16 protein-coding genes are annotated in these 18,364 nt (G+C 70.9%); 10 read left to right on the forward strand and 6 right to left on the reverse strand.

The features are described from left to right. Nucleotide 1: 1 nt before the first annotated feature. Entirely contained in the window at nt 2-952 is a 951-nt protein-coding gene (deoC, locus tag BLV39_RS15500; protein WP_090792174.1) for a deoxyribose-phosphate aldolase, read from the reverse strand. A 106-nt stretch (nt 953-1,058) separates the two neighbouring features. On the opposite strand from deoC, the gene upp reads away from it, so the two are divergent. The 3 genes from upp (at nt 1,059) to BLV39_RS15515 (ending at nt 4,330) form a co-directional block, all read left to right on the forward strand. Then, the gene (upp, locus tag BLV39_RS15505; protein WP_090792176.1) at nt 1,059-1,691 is read left to right on the forward strand and encodes a uracil phosphoribosyltransferase; all 633 of its coding nucleotides are present in this window, start codon (nt 1,059-1,061) and stop codon (nt 1,689-1,691) included. A gap of 55 nt (nt 1,692-1,746) precedes the next feature. Further along, complete coding sequence (locus tag BLV39_RS15510; RefSeq protein ID WP_090792178.1) at nt 1,747-2,436, forward strand: GOLPH3/VPS74 family protein; 690 nt, start codon at nt 1,747-1,749, stop codon at nt 2,434-2,436. 85 nt (nt 2,437-2,521) lie between these two features. Continuing rightward, entirely contained in the window at nt 2,522-4,330 is a 1,809-nt protein-coding gene (locus tag BLV39_RS15515) for a glycosyltransferase family protein (RefSeq protein ID WP_143049774.1), read from the forward strand. Between the two features lie 4 nt (nt 4,331-4,334). Here the strand turns inward: BLV39_RS15515 and BLV39_RS15520 are convergent, their stop codons facing one another. Together BLV39_RS15520 and BLV39_RS15525 are read right to left on the reverse strand one after the other, a co-directional pair. Further along, nucleotides 4,335-5,981, reverse strand: a complete 1,647-nt coding sequence (locus tag BLV39_RS15520) for a phospho-sugar mutase (protein WP_090792184.1) — start codon at nt 5,979-5,981, stop codon at nt 4,335-4,337. Between the two features lie 43 nt (nt 5,982-6,024). Beyond that, nucleotides 6,025-7,869, reverse strand: coding sequence for a serine/threonine-protein kinase (locus BLV39_RS15525; protein WP_275414258.1), 1,845 nt, complete (start codon nt 7,867-7,869; stop codon nt 6,025-6,027). Between the two features lie 180 nt (nt 7,870-8,049). Here BLV39_RS15525 and BLV39_RS15530 point away from each other — a divergent pair, with 180 nt between their 5' ends. Beyond that, entirely contained in the window at nt 8,050-9,630 is a 1,581-nt protein-coding gene (locus BLV39_RS15530) for an acyl-CoA mutase large subunit family protein (protein ID WP_090792191.1), read from the forward strand. A gap of 243 nt (nt 9,631-9,873) precedes the next feature. Continuing rightward, complete coding sequence (locus tag BLV39_RS15535) at nt 9,874-11,313, forward strand: amidohydrolase (RefSeq protein ID WP_373315282.1); 1,440 nt, start codon at nt 9,874-9,876, stop codon at nt 11,311-11,313. Here the strand turns inward: BLV39_RS15535 and BLV39_RS15540 are convergent. After that, nucleotides 11,310-12,296 carry a DUF4349 domain-containing protein gene (locus BLV39_RS15540; protein ID WP_090792198.1) on the reverse strand — a complete coding sequence of 329 codons (987 nt, stop codon included), beginning with the start codon at nt 12,294-12,296 and terminating at the stop codon, nt 11,310-11,312. The genes BLV39_RS15535 and BLV39_RS15540 overlap by 4 nt on opposite strands. A gap of 141 nt (nt 12,297-12,437) precedes the next feature. Between BLV39_RS15540 and BLV39_RS15545 the strand changes: the two genes are divergently transcribed. From BLV39_RS15545 to BLV39_RS15560, 4 genes are read left to right on the forward strand one after another with little or no spacing between them, the layout of a single operon-like run. Next, nucleotides 12,438-13,070 carry an MBL fold metallo-hydrolase gene (locus tag BLV39_RS15545; protein WP_090792201.1) on the forward strand — a complete coding sequence of 211 codons (633 nt, stop codon included), beginning with the start codon at nt 12,438-12,440 and terminating at the stop codon, nt 13,068-13,070. Beyond that, the gene (locus tag BLV39_RS15550) at nt 13,063-13,929 is read left to right on the forward strand and encodes a hypothetical protein (protein ID WP_090792204.1); all 867 of its coding nucleotides are present in this window, start codon (nt 13,063-13,065) and stop codon (nt 13,927-13,929) included. The genes BLV39_RS15545 and BLV39_RS15550 overlap by 8 nt, the downstream gene beginning before the upstream one ends. Further along, a complete protein-coding gene (locus tag BLV39_RS15555) occupies nt 13,926-14,714 on the forward strand; it encodes an SCO6745 family protein (protein WP_239083625.1) in 789 nt (262 codons plus the stop codon). Before BLV39_RS15550 ends, BLV39_RS15555 begins: the two co-directional genes overlap by 4 nt. Nucleotides 14,715-14,755: 41 nt before the next feature. Then, nucleotides 14,756-15,712, forward strand: coding sequence for a GNAT family N-acetyltransferase (locus BLV39_RS15560; RefSeq protein WP_239083624.1), 957 nt, complete (start codon nt 14,756-14,758; stop codon nt 15,710-15,712). A gap of 56 nt (nt 15,713-15,768) precedes the next feature. On the opposite strand, the gene BLV39_RS15565 is transcribed toward BLV39_RS15560, so the two are convergent. Beyond that, a complete protein-coding gene (locus tag BLV39_RS15565) occupies nt 15,769-16,230 on the reverse strand; it encodes a gamma-glutamylcyclotransferase family protein (RefSeq protein WP_089247245.1) in 462 nt (153 codons plus the stop codon). A 45-nt stretch (nt 16,231-16,275) separates the two neighbouring features. Between BLV39_RS15565 and BLV39_RS15570 the strand changes: the two genes are divergently transcribed. Next, nucleotides 16,276-17,679: an NAD(P)H-quinone dehydrogenase gene (locus BLV39_RS15570; RefSeq protein WP_090792206.1), complete on the forward strand. Its 1,404-nt coding sequence runs from the start codon at nt 16,276-16,278 to the stop codon at nt 17,677-17,679. Here the strand turns inward: BLV39_RS15570 and BLV39_RS15575 are convergent. Then, complete coding sequence (locus tag BLV39_RS15575; protein ID WP_090792209.1) at nt 17,636-18,352, reverse strand: DedA family protein; 717 nt, start codon at nt 18,350-18,352, stop codon at nt 17,636-17,638. The two genes, BLV39_RS15570 and BLV39_RS15575, sit on opposite strands and share 44 nt — an antisense overlap. Between the last annotated feature and the right edge of the window lie 12 nt (nt 18,353-18,364).

Consider the following 18,364-nt stretch of genomic DNA (forward strand, 5'->3'; position numbering starts at 1 on the left):
GTCAGTCCAGCGTGAAGTAGTCGGGACCGGCGTAGACACCGGTCGTGAGCTTGGTGCGCTGCATCAGCAGGTCGTTGAGCAGCGTCGAGGCGCCGAAGCGGAACCAGTCGGGATCGAGCCAGTCGTCACCGGCCGTCTCGTTGACCAGCACCAGGTATTTGATCGCGTCCTTGGTGGTGCGGATGCCGCCGGCGGGCTTGACCCCGACCTGACGCCCGGTCAGGTCACGGAAGTCGCGCACCGCCTCGATCATCACCAGCGTCACGGGCAGCGTCGCCGCGACCGGGACCTTGCCGGTCGAGGTCTTGATGAAGTCGCCACCGGCCAACATGCCGATCCAGGAGGCGCGGCGGACGTTGTCGTAGGTCGACAGCTCGCCGGTCTCCAGGATGACCTTGAGGTGGGCCGGGCCGCAGGCCTGCTTGACCGCGGCGATCTCCTCGTAGACCTCGAGGTAGCGACCCGACAGGAAGGCACCCCGGTTGATCACCATGTCGATCTCGTCGGCACCGGCCGCGACGGCGGCCCGGGTGTCGGCGAGCTTGATCTCGAGCGGCGCCTGGCCGGACGGGAAGGCCGTCGCGACGCTCGCCGTGTGGACGCCGGAACCGGCCAGCGCCTCGGTGGCCACCGGGACCATCGCCGGGTAGACGCAGATCGCGGCCACCGACGGGCAGGTCGGGTCGGCCGGGTCGGGCCGCCGGGCCTTCGCGCAGAGCGCGCGCACCTTGCCGGGGGTATCGGCGCCTTCGAGCGTGGTCAGGTCGACCATGCGGATCGCCAGATCGATCGCCCATGCCTTGGCGGTCGTCTTGATCGACCGGGTGCCGAGCATGGCGGCGCGTTGTTCCGCGCCAACCTGGTCGACCCCGGGCAGACCGTGCAAAAATGCCCGAAGGGCCGCGTCGGAGCTTGTTACCGAGGACAGGTCCGACGCCGTCGTCGCTGTCATGCGGACGAGTGTACGGGTGCCGTGCGGGGTCGATTAGTTATCCACAGGTGGGGCGCTGTCCACAGGCCTGCCCACAGATCACGACCGACCGGTACCTTGACCAACCGTGGACGTACAAGTTGTGAATCATCCCCTCGCGCAGAGCCGCCTGACGGCGATGCGGGAAGTGGGCACCGAACCCGGCAGCTTCCGGGCAGCACTGCACGAGCTCACCACCATGCTGGTGTACGAGGCCGCGCGCGCCTTCCCGATCGAGCAGTACCCCATCGAGACCCCGGTCGCCCCGACCCACGGCACCCGGCTGGCCAACCCGCCGCTGCTGGTGCCGGTCCTGCGCGCCGGGTTGGGCATGGCCGACTCCGCCCTGGCGCTGCTACCCGAGTCGTCGATGGGCTTCGTCGGCCTGGCCCGCGACGAGGAGACCTTCGAGCCCCGGGCCTACCTCGAGTCGCTGCCGGCCGACCTGAGCGGCATCCCGGTGCTGGTGCTCGACCCGATGCTGGCCACGGGAGGCTCGCTGGAGCACTGCTGCCGGCTCCTGGCCGACCGCGGCTGCACCGACATCACCGTGATCTGTGTCCTCGCCGCCCCGGAGGGCGTCGCCCGGCTGGAGCGCTCCGGGCTGCCGCTGCGCCTGGTCACGGCATCGATCGACGACGAGCTCAACAACAAGAAGTACATCGTTCCCGGCCTAGGTGACGCGGGTGACCGCCAGTTCGGCGGAATGCCCCGTTTTTGACGCATGGGCGACCGGTGAGTGCGACGCGGGCGCGGAGCGGCTACCGTTCCGGGCCATGACCACTGTTCCGATCGCCGAGGAGCTTCTGCTGCTCGCCTACGACAACGAGTCCGGGAAGGCGACCGGTTCGCGCATCGGGCTCGACCTCGGCATGGCCGCGGCAGTGTTGGTGGAGTTGGCCCTCGCCGGCCGGATCGCGTACGCGGACGGCAACATCGTGGTGGTCGACGCGACACCGACGGGCGTGCCCGTGGCCGACGAAGTGCTTGCCAAGATCGAGTCGAACGTGCCGCACACCCCGGCCTCCTGGGTCCAGCGGCTCCGCCACGGGCTGCGCGACCGCGTCCTCTCGGACCTGGTCGGCCGCGGCGTGATCCGCGACGTCGACGAGGTCGAGCTCGAGTTCATCCACGTCCACCGCTACCCCTCGGTGGACGCGACGGTCGAGGACGAGACCCGCGGTCGCCTTGCCGCCGCCCTGGCCGGCGAGGGCGCCCCCGACGAGCGCACCGCCGCCCTGGCGACGCTGATCGTCGCGAGCCGCATGGAGGCCGCCCTGGGCCTGACCGGCGACGCGGCCGCGACCGCACACGAGAAGCTCGAGCGCATCGCCAGCGGCGCCGGCTTCTCCGGCGGCGTCAGCCTCGACCAGTCGACGGTCCGCCCGTCGGTCGCCCTGGTCGTCATCGCCCTGGGCAAGGCCATCCAGGCCGCCCTGGGCACCCCGCGCCCGGTCACCCACTAGCCCCCGGTCCGGGCCGGGGGCTTCGGTGTCGTGGCGCGGCCGAAGATGACCTCGGAGCGCGATCGCGCCACTACGCTGTGAAAGCGTGGCCTCTGCCGTCAGCGATCAAACAGGACCGCCGGCCGGGGCAGAGCGGCTCGCACGGCCCACGTGGGTCGGGCCGGTCAGCACCGTCGCCGTGGCCCTGCTCTACCTCGGCGCCGCCTTCGCCGTCACCGGGCGTCTGTGGGTCGATCTGAGCACCGCCACCCCCGCCGTCAACCCGCAGGACCACGTCTTCTTCCAGTGGGTGCTGGCGCACGGTGCGCAGGTGGCCGAGCACGGGATCTACCCCTTCACCACCAAGTCGCTCAACATGCCCGACGGCGTCAACCTCATGGCCAACACGTCGGTGCTCGGGCTGGGCATCCCCATGTCGCCGATCACCCTGCTCTGGGGACCGCAGACGGCGTTCGCGGTGCTTCTGGTGATCGGGCTCGCCGGCACGGCCTTCGGCTGGTACTGGGTGTTCAGTCGCCATCTGGTCGACAACCGCCTGGTGGCGTTCGCCGCCGGTGCCCTCTGCGGCTTCGCTCCGGGGCTCATCAGCCACGCCCAGGGCCACGTCAACTGGACCGCCCAGTTCGTCGTCCCCTGGCTCGTCGTCGCGGTCATCAGGCTCGCGAGACCGGGCCGGGCGATCCGGCGGGGGATCTGGCTCGGCCTCCTCGTCACGTACCAGGCCTTCGTCAACGAGGAGGTCCTGCTCTACACCGCCCTCGGTCTGTTCGTCTTCGTCCTCTGCTACGTCGTCTTCAACCCCCGCGAGAGCAAGACCAAGATCCCGAGCTTCCTCGGCGGACTGGCCATCGCCATCGCAACAGCCGGAGCCCTGCTGGCCTACCCGCTCTGGGTGCAGTTCTACGGGCCGCAGAGCTACGAGGGCGTGCCCACCGCGGTCAAAGACGTCAGCACGGACCTCGCCGCCTACCCCGCCTTCGCCCGGCTCTCGATCGCCGGCAGCACCGAAACGGCCGAGCGGCTCACCCAGGGCCCGGCCGAGGAGAACAGCTTCCTCGGCTGGCCCCTGCTGATCGCCTGTGTGATCGGCATCGGGCTCACCTGGAAAAGCAGGACGACCTGGGCGCTGGTCGTCACCGCGTTCGTCTTCGGCGCCCTCTCGCTCGGGCCGGAGATCATGATCGACCAGGACGGCACCGGCGTCGAAGGCCCATGGCGCTGGCTGGAGAACCTGCCCGTCTTCAACTCGGTCGTCCCGACCAGGCTCTCGCTGATCGTGGTGCCCGTCGCGGCCGCGCTGCTTGCCCTCGGCGCCGACCAGGCACTCAAAATGGCCCGAAGAACGAGGAACGAGAAGCTGAGGATCGCCATCAGGACCGTGACGGCCGCGGCCGTCCTGGGTGCGCTGGTCCCGCTGGCACCGCAACAGCTCCCGACCGTCGACGTCCCCAAAACCCCGGCGTTCGTCACCCAGGGCCTCTGGCGCGACTACGCGAGCGACGGCCAGAGCCTGGTGTTCGTGCCGGTCACCGACAACATCTACCTCGACGGGATGCGCTGGGCCGCCCAGGCGCAGATCGGCTTCGCCATCGCCGGCGGGTACTTCCTCGGCCCGGCCACCGAGGGCGCCGACAACCGGGCCATCTTCAACGCGCCGACCCGGTTCACCGGCGCCCTGTTCGACCAGACCAGTCGCACCGGCGACCTGCCACCGGTCACCGACGAGACCCGCGCCAAGTTCGCCGACGACCTGGCCTTCTGGCGCGCGGACGCGCTGATCCTGCCGCAGACGGAGACGAACGCCGGCCAGCTCCGCTTCCTGGTGATCGAGCTGACCGGCGAGATCCCCGACGAGGTCGGCGGCGCCTGGGTCTGGCGAACAAAGACCAGCTAACGGCTCACCAGATCCCGAGCGACGCCGCCGTCTCCGTGCGCAGGGCCCGGACCGAGGCCGAAGCCCGCTCGCGCGCCGCCGCCACGTCGCCGTCCACGACGGGTTCGACCACTTCCAGGTACGCCTTCAGCTTGGGCTCCGTGCCGGACGGCCGGACCACCACCCGCGCCGACTCGGTGCGCAGGATGAGCACGTCGTTCTCCGGCGCCAGGTCCTCGACCGAGATCACCGGGTCGTCGAGCAGCGAGCCGGGCGTCTTGGTGCGGATGTAGGCCATCGCCGTGTCGATCTCCGACAGGTCGTCGACGCGGACCGAGAGCTGGTCGGTGGCGTAGACGCCGAACTCGGCGGCGATCTCGTCCAAGCGGTCGCCAATAGTGCGCAGCGAGGCCTTCAACCCCGCGGCGAGCTCGGCCACCAGCAGCGCCGCGGTGATGCCGTCCTTGTCCCGCACCATCGAGGGCGCCACGCAGTAACCCAGCGCTTCCTCGTACCCGAAAGCCAGGTCTGATCCTGCCCGCACGATCCACTTGAAGCCGGTCAGCGTCGCACCATAAGCGACCCCACGCCGCGCGCAGAGCTGCGACAGCAGTGAGGACGAGACGATCGTGGTGGCGAAGCGCCCGGTCACCCCGCGCCGTTGCAGGTGGTCGGCGAGCAGCACGCCCACCTCGTCGCCGCGCAGCATCCGCCAACCGTTCGGGCCGGGGATCGCGACCGCGCACCGGTCGGCGTCGGGGTCGTTGGCGATCGCGATGTCCGCGCCGGTCACCTTCGCGAGCTCGATCACCCGGTCGATCGCGCCGGGCTCCTCCGGGTTGGGGAACGCCACGGTCGGAAAGAGCGGGTCGGGCTCGGCCTGCTCGGCGACCTCGTGCGGCCGCGCGAACCCGGCCCGCGCGAACGCCGCCGCCAGCACGCGAGCGCCGACGCCGTGCAGCGGCGTATAGGCCACCGCCAGGTCGCGCGGCCCGTCCGGATCGACGACCCGCGTCGCCTCCTCCACATAGGACTCGACGATGTCCTCGTCGAGGACCACCCCGATGGAGCCCAGCGGTACGGAGGACAGCGCGCCGACCGAGGCGATGGCGGCCGAGATCTCGACGTCGGCGGGCGGCACGATCTGCGCACCCGCGCCGAGCGACCCGCCAAGGCCGGCTCCCAGGTAGACCTTGTAGCCGTTGTCCTGCGGCGGGTTGTGGCTCGCGGTCACCATTACGCCGGCCGCGGCGGCCAGCTTGCGGACCGCGTACGCCAGCACCGGCGTCGGCAGGGGATGCGGCAGCAGCAGCGCCTCCCGCCCGGCACCGGTCGCGACCCGGGCGGTCCGCTCGGCGAACTCCCGCGAGCCGTGCCGCGCGTCGTACCCGATGACCAGCGGACCGGCCGCATCGCGGGCGGCGAGCCAGCCGACCAGGCCGGCCGCCGCCTGGGTGACCACGGCGAGGTTCATTCCGTTCGGTCCGGCCCGCAGCGGGCCGCGGAGCCCGGCGGTGCCGAAGGTCAGCGGCCCGGCGAACCGGTCGGCCAGATCGTCGGCGGTGTCGGGCAGCCCGTCGAGCACCCGGGCCAGTTCGGCCCGGCTCGCCTCGTCAGGGTCGTCGGCCAGCCACGCCCGCGCACGGGCCTCCAGGTCGTCGAGCTCAGTCATCCCGTTTTGATAGCACGTGTCGCGCCGGGCGGCGTCGACGGGATCAGCTGAGCTGGAACGACCGGACCATCTCGTCGAAGATCGGCTTGCTGTCGGCGAACCGGTCCTCGGTGCTGGTCAGGAAGAACGAGTACGCCTTCCCGTCCTTGACCACCGCACCCCAGACGCCGTGCCGGTCCGACTCGCCGCCGCAGGTGTACTCCAGCTCACTGGAGATCCGGCCGTCGATCTCGCCGTCGCGCAGGTCGACCCGGCTGTAGGGCTTCGGGCAGGACTTGCCGTTGCCCTTGAGCCCGCGCTCCGCGGCCTGGAGGAAGCCGGTCGGCGTGGCCTTCGTGCTGACCGATTCGACGAGGATGCGCACCTTTCGGCCCGAGTCGTCCGGATCGATGTAGTCGAAGTAGACGGACTTCCCGCCGCCGGCCTTCTTCCAGCCCTTGGGAACGTTGACGGAGACCCCGCGCTCGGAGTGCTTCTGCGTGGGGAAGTCCGCCGCGGCGGGCGCGCCGGACGGCCCGCCGGCCTGGACCGGCGTGTTGTTGCCGGTCGGCTCGTCGCCGCCACCGTTGAACGCGAAGAACCCGATCAGGATCAGCACGACCGCGAGGCCGCCGGCGACACCGAGCTGGAGCCGGCGCGGCCAGCCCTTGATCGTGTCGACCAGGTCGCCGCCGCGTTGCTTGAGCCCACCCAGCGACCCGCCGGACGGCGGTGCCGGTGGCGGACCCCAGCTCGGCGTGGGCATCTGGCCGGTCGGGGCCTGGAGCGAGCTGTGTGCCGGCGGGATCGGCCCGGTCGGCGCGGTGCCGAGCCGGTCCGTCAGCGACTCGCCCGGCGCCAGCATCGCCCGGCCACCGATCTGCCCGCTCGGGCGTTGTTCCGGCTGCGGCGCGGGCGCCTGCCAGGGTGAACGCTGAGCCGGCACGACCGCGTACGGGTCGGTCATCATGTGCACCGGCGCCTTGCTGACCAACGGGCCGGCCAGCAGCTCGCGCAGCATGGCGCGGGAGGTGTTCGCGTCGAACCGGCGGGCCGGGTCCTTTTCCAGGAGGCCCATCAGCACGTCGTTGAGCACGCCCGCGCGGCTGGTCGGTGCCGGCGGGTCCTCGACGACCGCGTGCATCGTCTCGATCGGGTCGCCCCGGTCGAACGGCGGTCGCCCCTCGATGGCGGTGTAGAGCGTCACGCCCAGCGAGAACAGGTCGCTGGGTGGGCCGAAGTCCTGGCCCATGGCGCGCTCGGGCGAGATGAAGTGCGGCGAGCCGAGCACCATGCCCGGTGTCGTGAGCTGCACGTCGGTGGGCATCCGCGCGACGCCGAAGTCGGTGAGCACACAGCGGCCGTCGGAGCAGATGAGCACGTTGGCCGGCTTGACGTCACGGTGCAGCACGCCGTTGGCGTGGGCGATCTCCAGCGCGCCGAGCAGCGCGATGCCGATCTTCGCGACCGCACGCGGTGCGACCGGGCCGTCCTCGATCACCATGTCGGCGAGGCTGCGGGCGTCGAGCAGCTCCATGACGATCCACGGTCGACCGTTCTCCTGAACGACGTCGTAGACCTGCACGACCGACGGGTGCTGGAGCGCTGCCGCGGCGCGCGCCTCGCGCATCGTCCGCTCGTACATGGAGTCGCGGTCGCTGGGTGCGAGACCCGGCGGGAGCACGACCTCCTTGACCGCGACGTCGCGGCGCAGCAGCACGTCGTTGGCCCGCCAGACGGTGCCCATGCCGCCGTGGCCGACCGCGGCGCGGAGGGAGTAGCGACCGCCGATCATCGCGCCGGGGGCGGCGCGGCTGCCGGAGACAGCCGTACCCCCGGGGGCGCTGCCCGGTGCCGAGTTGTTGGATCCGGAGGTGGCGGAGCCGCTCCACGTCGGAATCTGAGTCACTGAAAAGCCGCCGGGGGGTCGAGGGCCAGTTACCAACCTCCCTATCTTGGGGGAGGCGGCCCGATAAGGGAAACCGCATCACCTGTTGTGATGGATCATCGACGTTGGGTGCTAAAGACCCGAACCGTCTGTGCCCAATGCCTCACGGTGGCGGGGGTCGGCGAGCCTTAGGATCCGTTAATGGCGCAGCGAAAGACGGAGTCGGGTTTTCCGGTCAAGCCGGTCTACGACCAGTCAGACCTTCCCGGCGATATCGACAAGCGGTCGGGCCGTCCGGGCGAATACCCGTACACCCGTGGTGTCTATCCGACGATGTACACCTCGCGCCCGTGGACGATGCGCCAGTACGCGGGTTTCGGCACCGCGACCGAGTCCAACGCTCGCTATCACCAGCTCCTCGAGCACGGCACGATGGGCCTGTCGGTGGCGTTCGACCTGCCGACCCAGATGGGCTACGACTCCGACAACCCGATCGCGCACGGCGAGGTCGGCAAGGTGGGCGTGGCGATCGACTCGCTGGCCGACATGAAGACCCTGTTCGACGGCATCCCGCTCGACAAGGTCTCGACGTCGATGACGATCAACGCTCCGGGTTCGGTGCTGCTGCTGCTCTACCAGCTCGTCGCGGAAGAGGCCGGCATCCCGGCCAGTGCGCTCAACGGCACGATCCAGAACGACATCCTGAAGGAATACATCGCGCGGGGTACGTACATCTTCCCGCCGAAGCCGTCGTTGCGGCTGGTCGCTGACACCTTCGCGTACTGCCGTGCCGAGGTGCCGAAGTGGAACACCATCTCCATCTCCGGCTACCACATGGCGGAGGCCGGCGCGACGCCCACACAGGAGATCGCGTTCACGCTGGCCAACGGCATCGACTACGTACGCGCCGCGATCGCCGCCGGGCTCGCCGTCGACGACTTCGCGCCCCGGTTGTCGTTCTTCTTCGTCGCGCGCACCACGCTGCTCGAAGAGGTCGCGAAGTTCCGTGCGGCCCGGCGGATCTGGGCCCGGCTGATGCGCGAGGAGTTCGGCGCGCAGGACCCGAAGTCGATGATGCTGCGGTTCCACACCCAGACGGCCGGCGTGCAGCTCACCGCCCAGCAGCCCGAGGTCAACCTGGTCCGGGTGGCGGTGCAGGGCCTCGGCGCGGTGCTGGGCGGCACGCAGTCGCTGCACACCAACTCGTACGACGAGGCCATCGCGCTGCCGACCGAGAAGGCGGCCCGGCTGGCCCTGCGCACCCAGCAGGTGCTCGCCTACGAGACGGACCTGACCGCCACCGTCGACCCGTTCGCCGGCTCGTACGTCGTCGAGGCGATGACCGACGAGATCGAGGCCGGGGCGCTGGCCCTGATGGAGCGCGTCGCGTCCTACGGCTCCTCGGTCGACGCGATCGAGGCCGGCTTCCAGAAGAACGAGATCGAGACCTCCGCGTACCGGGTCGCACAGGAGATCGACAGCGGCGAGCGGGTGGTGGTCGGGCTCAACCGCTTCAAGATCGCGGAGGAGGAGCCGTACGAGCCGCTGCGGGTCGACCCGGCGATCGAGGCTGCTCAGGCCAAGCGGCTGGCCGCGATCCGGGAGTCCCGGGACGGCGCCGCGGTCGAGGCGGCGTTGGCCGAGGTCAAGCGCGCGGCGCAGGGCACCGACAACGTGCTTTACCCGATGCGGGACGCGTTGCGCGCGTACGCCACAGTGGGGGAGGTTTGCGACGCCCTTCGCGAGGTATGGGGGGTCTACCGCCCGGTCGAGCGGTTCTGACCCGAAGCCTTGTTACGGTGCGTTAACCTCGCAGGGACAGCGAACGGTTACGCTCAGCAATGAAGATCTGGCGCACCCGCTGTGCGGCTTTGAGTCCCGGGAACGTGTCAGCGTAAGTCGCCTCACCCGGCAAGGTGACCACTCGCCGGGTAGATTGACGTTAGATAACCGGATTTCCTGAGCGATCCAGCGGCGTGGCCGTGTCCGCCGCCACCATCACGCGTTGTAGGAGGTGTGGGACAGTTGGCAGGTTTCAAGTCGACCGCCGACCCATCCCCGCCGCTCGACGAGGGCTCCTACCAGGGCATTCGTGACCCTGCGCGATCTGATCATCACCATAATGATGTTGCGCAGCGTCACCGTCGGAGGTCTAGGCTAGCCAAGTCCCATTCCGCCCAGAGTGATCGAGATTTTCACGTGACGAGTGCGTTGACGCTGCCTTCCAACAGCAGCCCGATGGCGTCCTCATGGCCTGAGACACCGCCTGGCGCCGACCCCCTCCCAGGTCAGCTAGACCGCTGGCTGGCTGCCCGGGGCGCCGAGCTCGTAGCCGTACGTCGTCACATCCACGCCCACCCGGAGCTCTCCCACCAGGAGTTCGAGACCGCGTCCCTGGTCGCCCGGGAGCTGGCCGTCGCCGGCCTGACGCCGCGTCTCCTGCCCAAGGGCAACGGCGTGATCTGCGACGTGGGCGAGGGTGACCGGGTGATCGCGCTGCGCGCCGACCTCGACGCGCTGCCGCTGCCGGACGGCAAGGATGTGCCCTACCGGTCCACCGTCGACGGCGTCGCGCATGCCTGCGGCCACGACGTGCACACCACGATCCTGCTGGGCACCGGCCTGGCGCTCGCCCAGCTCGCCGAGCGCGACGAGCTGCCCGGCCGGGTCCGGCTGCTGTTCCAGCCCGGCGAGGAGTGCATCCCGTCGGGTGCGCCCGAGGTGATCTCGGCCGGTGGGCTCAAGGACGTCGCGGCGATCTACGCGTTGCACTGCGCCCCGCAGCTACCGGTCGGCCTGGTCGGGGTGCGCTCCGGTCCGTTCACCGCGGCCGCCGACACGATCGAGGTCAACCTGCGCGGCCTGGGTGGCCACACCGCTCGCCCGCACCTGACCACCGACCTGGTGCACGCGATGGGCCGAGTGATCGTCGACGTGCCGTCGCTGCTCGACCGCCGGGTGGACGCCCGCGCGGGCGTCTCGATGGTCTGGGGCCGGGCACACGCCGGCGAGGCCTACAACGCGATTCCCGCCACGGCCAACCTCAAGGGCACCGTCCGGATCCTCAACCGCGAGGCCTGGCGCGAGGCGCCCGAGCTGATCACGAAGCTGATCCACGACGTGGTCGCCGCGACCGGCGCCGAGGTCGAGGTGAAATACACCCGTGGCGTGCCGCCGGTGATCAACGACCGGATGGCGACCGCCGTGGTGGCCGGAGCGGCCGGCGCCGCGCTCGGCCCCGACCGGGTGGTCGAGGCCGAGATCAGCATGGGTGGCGAAGACTTCGCCTTCTATCTCGAGCAGGTGCCCGGCGCGATGATCCGGCTCGGCACCACGCCGCAGGGCGCGGAGGTCAAGCCCGACATCCACCAGTCGACCTTCGACGTCGACGAGAAGGCGATCGGGTACGGCGTGCGCGTCATGGTGCACACCGCCCTGGCCGCCCTCGCCGCCGGCACCTTCTAGACCTTTTCCGTTTCGTCGGCCGCGACCGGCTGGGTCGGTATCGCCGGCCCGGCCAGTGCCGCCGCCGGCCGGGGGCGCCGGCGTCGCACGTAGACGAACACCAGCAGGCCCAGCCCGACCAGGACCAGCCACGGCACCAGCGCGCCGAGCACGGTCAGTGCGACACCCAGGGTGGCGGTGAAGGCGTTCCAGCCGCCCCGTAGGCCGGTCAGGAAGCCGGTGTTGTCGTCGTCCGGCGGCGGTGGTGGCGCCTGCGCGTCCGGGCCGAGCAGGGTCGCCGTGATCGTCGACAGCGCGGTCAGGTCGGCCAGCCGGCGCTTCTTGCCCTCCAGCGACGCCAGGTCAGCTTCGCGCCGGCCCAGCTCGTTCTCCAGCGAGACCAGGTCGTTGATCGTCTTGGCCTGGCCCAGCAGCCGCCGGGCGCTCTCCACCCGGGCGCGCTGGGTGATGATCCGGGCGTCGAGGTCGACCACGTCCTCCGTGACGTCCTGGGTGCTGATCTCGCGCCGGTCGTCCGTGCCCTTGCCGGCGATCTCGTCGACGACCGAGGTGAACCGGTTGGCCGGCACCCGCAGGGTCAGCACCGCCTCGGAACGGCCGCCGTCGTCGGTGCGCTTGTCGCCACCGATGAACCCGCCCGCGCCGGCGACCAGCGAGGTGATCTCGGCAGCCGTGCGCTCCACGTTCTCCACGCGGACCATGATCGAACCGGTGTAGATGATCTGGCGCTGGTCGACGACGAGATCCACATCGCCGGCGCCGCCCTGGGCCTGAGTCTGATTGGGTGCGCCCTCGGCCGCCTTGGCCTGGTCCGGTGCGCTGGCGTCGCCGCCGGCGTTCGTCTGTTCCCTGGCGACCGAACCGCCACCCTCGGCGGCCGCGGGTGCGACCGCGTCGCCGCTGCTCCCCGAATCGTTCGCGCTGGCGCCGCAACCGGCCAACGCCAACCCGGCCGCGAGACCACCGGCCGCCAGAGCGGCCATTGCCCGCCCCCGTCGTACGCTGCCCATATCTGTCCCCTCCGAATCGTGTGCGAGTTCGTCGGTCAGACGCGCAGCGTGCGCGCGCCGGTTCCGGCAGACTCGCCAGGGGACATCACGATTCGGCACCCAGGGGGTCACGAGATGCGACTGACCAAATTTGGCCATTCCTGTGTACGCATCGAGCAGGACGGCGCCGTTCTGGTCATCGATCCGGGAGGCTTCAGCGAACGGGCGGCGCTCGACGGTGTCGACGCCGTGCTGATCACGCACGAGCATCCCGACCATCTCGACGTCGACGCGGTCTCCGATGCCCTCGCCAAGCGTCCGAACGCGACCATCCACACCAACGCCGACGTCGCCGGCAAGCTCGCCGCGCTCGGTGACATGGTGACCGCCGTCGAGACTGGACAGTCCTTCTCGGCCGCCGGTGTGCCGGTGCGCGCGTTCGGTGGCATCCACGCCGAGATCCACCCGGACGTCCCGCGGATCGCCAACCTCGGCTTCCTGGTCAACGAGTCCGTCTACCACCCGGGCGACTCGTTCGACGTGCCCGAGGGTGCCCGGGTCGAGACGCTCTTCGTGCCGGTGTCGGCGCCCTGGCTCAAGATCAGCGAGTCGGTCGACTTCGTCCGGGCGGTCGCACCGCGCCACGCGTACGCGCTGCACGACGGGATCGTCAACGAGGCGGGCGGCAAGCTCGTCGACGGTGTTCTCGGGCGTCTGCTCAAGGTCGACTACCAGCGCCTGGCCCCGGGTACGAGCGTCGATGCCTGACCCGGTCGCCGAGCTCTACACCGCACCACCGGACGGGTTCGTCGCCGCCCGTGCCGAACTGGTCGCCGCGGCCAAGGCCGCGGGACAGACCGACCGCGCCAAGCAGTTGGGCAAGTTGCGCAAGCCCACCGTCGCCGCGTGGGTGGTCAACCTCCTCGCGCTCCGCCGGCCGGAGCTAGTCGACCAGCTCGTCGAGCTGTCCGCCGCGTTGCGCTCGGCGCAGCGCCAGCTCAAGGGCGACGCGCTGCGGGAGCTGACCAAGCAGCGCCGCGAGGCCGTCGGCGCGCTCGTCAAGGAGGCGGTGGCGCTGGCCACCAAGGCCGACCCCGGCAACCGCGGCAAGCTGCCGGTGGCCGAGGTCGAGGCGACCTTGACCGCCGCCGTGTCCGACGCCGAGGTCGCCGAGCAGGTCCGCTCGGGCCGCCTGGTCCGGGCCGCCAGCTACGCCGGGTTCGGCGAGGTGCCGCGCCCCAACCTGCGCCTGGTCACCGACGAACAGCCCGAGCCCCTGGACGCGGCCGATGACGGTGACGGTGACGGCGCCGGCTCGAAGCGGGCGGCCGAGGCCGAGCGAGCGGCGCGCCGGCGGGCGGTCGAGCGGGAGCTGACCACGGCCCTGGCCGCGCAGAAGAGCACCGCGAAGGACCTGGACAAGGCCGGCAAGGCGGAGACCGACGGTGAGGCCGTGGTCGAGCGGGCCGAAGCCGCACTGCAGGAGGCGGAGCGCGCCCGCGCCGACGCGGACGCCGCGCTCGGCCGGCTACGAGCGGCCCGCAAGGCCGCCGAACGCGCAGCCGCACAGGCCCGCCGCCGCGTCGGCGAGGTAGAGGCGGCCCTAGAGGCGATGGACGAAGAATGACTCCGGAGCAGACCGCGCAGGCGTCCCGCGACGCGGTGTTGGAGCTGGGTGGGGCGTACGCCGAATGCCCGCGGACCCTGCGCCGGGCGCGCCAGCTCGGCCTTTCCGGCTGGGCCTTCTACGTGGCCGGCCGGGGCGGTGCGCTCGGCGACGTGCGGTCCGACACGGTCGCGGCGGCACTCGGCTTCATCGCGCCCGAGGCGGTCGCCGACGGCTGGGACGGTGCCCGCAGGGTGCTGCCGCCCACCGAGGTGGCGGCCGTGCACCTGGCCGAGTGCTGCCGGTGGGGTGTCGAGCAGCTCGGCGGCTTCCCTCGGGTGGAACGGCTGGTCGACCTGACCCAACGGGTGGTGCTCGCCGCCGACGCGTCCGCGCTGCCACTGTTCGCCGCCTGGCGGGCCATGCCCGTGCCGGACGACGACCTGGGCGCGCAGGCCGCCGTGCTGTTGCACCTGCTGCGCGAGCACCGTGCCGGAGCGCACCTGCTCGCGGTGCGGGCCAGTGGGCTCAGCCCGGTGGAAGCGATCATCTCCGGGCCCGAGGGCGAGGCGGGCGCGGTGGCCTGGGGCTGGCAGCCGCCGTACCCGGGTGTCGGCCCGCTGCTCCGGCGCCGGGTCTGGGCCGAGGCGGTGACCGACCGGATCACCTCGTCGGCGTACGCGGTGCTGGCCATCGACGAACGGATCGAGCTGCTCGGGCTGCTGGACAGCGCGCGCAAAGGTCTGCGCCCGCCCGGCAGCGAACCGAACCGGAGCCCGGATCCCGACGGCGCCGCCCGGGGCTAATTCGTTGGCATCGCTGCCGCTGGGTGTGAGACAAACGTCGGGTGGCGTTCCCTGATGGCTGGACCACGCGCCGGCCTACCCTCGACGACCTGCCGGCGATCCTCGACCTGATGCGGGCGAGTGACATCGCCGCCACAGGGGAGCCGGAGACCAGTGCCGACGACATCAAGGCGGCGCTCACCTCGCCGCATGTCGACCCGGCGCGCGACTGCTGGCTGGCCTATCAGCCCGACGGGCGGCTCGGCGGCTGGGCCTACATCGACAACGAGAACGGCGGCGACAACGAGTTCGTCGAGGTCTACGTGCACCCCGACGGCGGTGCGCCGAGCCGGGCACCGTTGATCGACCTGCTGGTGCGCCGGGTCGCCGAGCGGGCCACCGAGCGCGGCTTCGCCGAGGTGACCGCCAAGGCCGGCGCGCTGCCCGCCGAGACCGACTACATCGCCGAGATCCAGGCGGCCGGTTTCCAGTTCGTCAAGCGCTTTGCCCGCATGCGGCGCGCGCTCGACGACGTCACCCCGACGCCACTGCCGCCGGGCGTGACGATCCGGCTGGTCCGGCCGGACGACGACGAAGACCTGCGGCTGTTCCACCGGATCTACGACACGGGCTTCCGCGACGCGTACGACTACCAGCCGCGCGACTACGACTCCTGGCGCACCTACGTCGCCGGGCTGACCACGGTCTCGTGGGACGAGTGGTTCGTGGCCGAGGTCGACGGCGTGCCCGCGGGCGTGCTCATGTCGGCCGACCAGCAGCTCGAGCAGAACGAGGGCTGGATCAAGAACCTCGCGGTGCTGCGCGAGTTCCGCAAGCGTGGGGTCGGCGGCGCCCTGCTGCGGCACGCGTTCACCGTCTACGCGGCCAAGGGACGCACGCAGGCCGGCCTCGGCGTCGACCTGTCCAGCCCGACCGGCGCCGCCAACGTCTACCTCGCCGCGGGGATGACCGCGATCTACGAGGCGGACATCTTCGAGCAGCAGATCAAGGCGGCCTAGGCCGCCGTGATCGGCAGGACAGTGGCCTAGGCCGCCATGATCGGCAGGACAGTGGCTTAGACCTCGGGCGACGAGGTCTTCGTCGGGCGGCCGCGTAGCTCTGTCACGTAGTCGTCCGGGGCGCCGGCCTTCTCGGCCGCGTTGGCGATCTCCGAGAGATACCACGCGGTCGGCAGGCCGCCCTCGTAGCCGTTGAAGATGTACACCCAGACGGTCTCCTCGCCGTCCAGGGTGACCGCCCGCATGTGCAGCTTGCGGTAGGTCTCCCCGGTGACTCCCTCGACCTCGTCGAGCTGGGAGGCATCCCACGGGTGCACGTCGTAGAGCGCGACGAAGACCCGATCGCCCGGTGATTCGACGATCGTGGTGACCGCGCCCTCCCAGCCGATGACATCTTCGCCCGCGAAGGTGAGTCGCCAGCCTTCCAGCCAGCCGGTGCCCACCATCGGCGAATGCGGACAGTAAGCACGCATTCGGGCGGGATCAAGGTTTGAGCCGTACGCGGCGTAATGACGCACGGCGATGACGATAGCCCGGTTGGCGGGTCGTGGAGAATACGACACGTGACACGAATCGTTATCGTGGGTGGCGGCCCGGCTGGTTACGAAGCAGCACTGGTCGCCGCGCAGCTCGACGCCGACGTGACGGTGGTCGAGGCGGACGGCGCCGGCGGCGCCTGTGTGCTGTCGGACTGCGTACCCTCAAAGACCTTTATTGCCAGCTCAGACGTGGTGACCGGCTACCGGGACACGGACCGCTTCGGCGTCCACTCCGGCGGTCTGGAGGCGGTCACCGTCGATGCCAGGGCCGTCAACGAGCGGGTGAAGAATCTCGCACAGGCCCAGTCGAATGACATCCACAACAAGCTCCTCAAGGCCGGCGTCACCTTCGTGGCAGGCACCGCTCGGCTCGGTGCTGACACGTTGGGTCACACCCACCAGGTCGAGATCACCCCGGCGAGCGGTGACACGCCGTACTCGGTCGATGCGAGCACTGTGCTGATCGCCACTGGGGCGACCCCCCGGGTGCTGCCCAGCGCCGTGCCGGACGGCGAGCGGATCCTCGACTGGCGGCAGCTCTACGACCTGCCGGAGCTGCCGGAGCACCTGATCGTGATCGGCTCGGGGGTGACCGGCGCCGAGTTCGCCAGCGCGTACCTGGCGATGGGCGTGCGGGTGACCCTGGTCTCCAGCCGTGACCGGGTGATGCCGCACGAGGACGCCGACGCCGCCCAGGCGATCGAGCGGGTGTTCCGCTCGCGGGGCATGACCATACTCAACAACGCCCGGGGCAACGCGGTCCGCCGCACCGCCGACGGCGTCGAGGTCGAGCTCAGCGGCGGCGGCACGGTCACCGGCTCACACGCCCTGATCGCGGTCGGCTCGGTGCCGAACACCGCGGGCCTGGGCCTCGAGGAATACGGGGTGGCGGTCGCGAAGGGCGGCTACGTCACCGTCGACCGGGTCAGCCGCACCAACGTCCCCGGGATCTACGCGGCCGGCGACTGCACGGGCGTGCTGGCGCTGGCCAGCGTCGCGGCGATGCAGGGCCGGATCGCGATGTGGCACGCGCTCGGCGAGGCCGTCCAGCCGCTGCGGTTGCGCACGGTGGCCGCCAACGCGTTCACCGATCCGGAGCTCGCGACCGTCGGGGTCAGCCAGAACGACGTCGACGCCGGCGTGGTGCCGGCCCGCGAGGTGATGTTGACGCTCGCCGGCAACGCCCGCGCGAAGATGGCCGACCTGGGCGACGGCTTCGTCAAGCTGTTCTGCCGACCGGCCAGTGGTCAGGTCGTGGGCGGTGTCGTGGTGTCGCCGAAGGCGTCGGAGCTGATCCTGCCGATCACCCTGGCGGTGGAGAACAACATGACCGTCGACCAGCTCGCGCACACGATCACGATCTATCCCTCGCTGTCGGGATCGATCACTGAGGCGGCGCGTCAGCTGATGCTGCACGAACCGGAGTGACCTCGATCGGCGCCGGCTCGGTCGGGCCGGCGCCGCGGAGCGCGGCGGGACCCCACATGGCCAGGCCCCAGCCGGCGCCGGCGAACACCGCCGCCGCGATGACGGCCACCACGATCAGGCGCCAGCCCGACGAGGTGAGCGCCGCGCCGCCGAGGTGGCCGACCAGCGTGCCGTAGGTGGCCCAGCCCACCGCGGCCAGCGCCTGGTAGAGCAGGAAGTGCTTGTAGGGATAGCGGGCGCGGCCGGCGGAGAAGCAGGCGGCCATCCGCCCACCCGGGACGAACCGGCAGATCAGGATGACCAGCGGGCCGGGCTCGCGCAGGCCGCGGGTCAGCCGGCGGGCCGCCTGCCGGGCACGACCGGTGCGGGCCGCCGCCTTCGCGACGTCGTCGGTCTGCACGCCGCAGCGCCTGCGCAACCGGGCGATGGGTCCGGTGCGGTGGTGGGTCGAGCGGCCCAGCAGGTAGCACGCCCAGTCGCCGACGATCACGCCCAAAGTGCCGACCACGATGGTGGTCGGTAAACTCAGATGGCCGTAGGCGGTCAATGCGCCGCCCGTGATCATGATGGCCTGAGTGGGTATGACAGGCACGAAGGCGTCGACGATCAGCAGGCCAAGGAGCAGCAGGTAGGCGGACACGGGTGATGTCACCGTGCCTAGCACGTCGGCCATCCGCGCCAACCT

It is taken from the genome of Asanoa ishikariensis (genome assembly GCF_900107455.1).
Taxonomy (GTDB): domain Bacteria; phylum Actinomycetota; class Actinomycetes; order Mycobacteriales; family Micromonosporaceae; genus Asanoa; species Asanoa ishikariensis.